This window comes from Methylobacterium marchantiae, from assembly GCF_042679825.1.
In the GTDB taxonomy this organism is placed as follows: Bacteria; Pseudomonadota; Alphaproteobacteria; order Rhizobiales; family Beijerinckiaceae; genus Methylobacterium; species Methylobacterium marchantiae.
Genome location: NZ_JBHTND010000080.1, coordinates 1 through 945, shown reverse-complemented (window position 1 = coordinate 945; position 945 = coordinate 1). Strand labels below are relative to the sequence as shown.

The window sequence follows — 945 nt, the reverse complement described above, 5'->3', positions numbered from 1 at the left end:
ACCGTCAAGGTCACGCCAGTGAACGATCTGCCAGTGGCCGCCGACGGAACGATCACGACCAACGAAGACACCAGGGCCACCGGCAACCTGCCGGCAGCCACCGACGTCGAGCACGACACGATCACCTACGCCAGCGCGACCGGCCCGTCGCACGGCACGCTGGTCGTGCATGCCGACGGCAGCTACGAGTACACGCCGGCCGCCAACTACAACGGCCCGGACAGCTTCACCTACACGGTCAGCGACGGCTCGGGCAGCAATACCTACAACGTCAGCATCACGGTCAATCCGGTGAACGATGCGCCGGTGCTGGCGGTATCGCCCGTCACTGTGGGCCAGGGCGCGACCATCACGCTCAGCACGAGCTACCTGAACGCGACTGACGTCGATACCGGCAACGGTAATCTGACGTACACCGTCACCAGCGCGCCGGGCAAGGGCACCATCACGGTCAACGGCACGGCTGCGACCTCGTTCACGCAGCAGGACGTCATCGACGGCAAGGTGAGCTACACGGCCAACAGCTACGGTAGCGATCAGAGCGATACCTTCAGTGTGTCGGTCTCGGATGGCGCCCTGACGGATGCGAAGCCTGTTGCAGTGACCATCACCTCGGCCAACGTCGCACCGACCAGCACTGGCGGCGCCGTCACTACGGCCGAGGACACCAATTACGTCTTCAGCGCGTCGGACTTCAACTTCAGCGACTTCAACACCGGCGATGCGATGACCAAGGTCAGCATCTCGGCCGCGCCAGGTGCTGGCAAGCTGCAGGCCTACGTCAGTGGTGCATGGCAGGACGTCGGCGCCAGCGCCAGCGTGACCACGGCGGAGATCAACCTCGGCCATCTGCGTTTCGTGCCGGTCGCCGATGCGAACGGCGATCCGTACACCACCTTCACGTACAAGGTGTATGACAACGCCAGCGCCGCGTCCGACGATGCG

General features: G+C 64.4%; 1 protein-coding gene. It reads left to right on the top strand.

The features are described from left to right. Positions 1-945, top strand: a 945-nt coding sequence (locus ACFQ4G_RS21895) for an Ig-like domain-containing protein (protein WP_379041119.1), incomplete at both ends; no start/stop codon positions are given.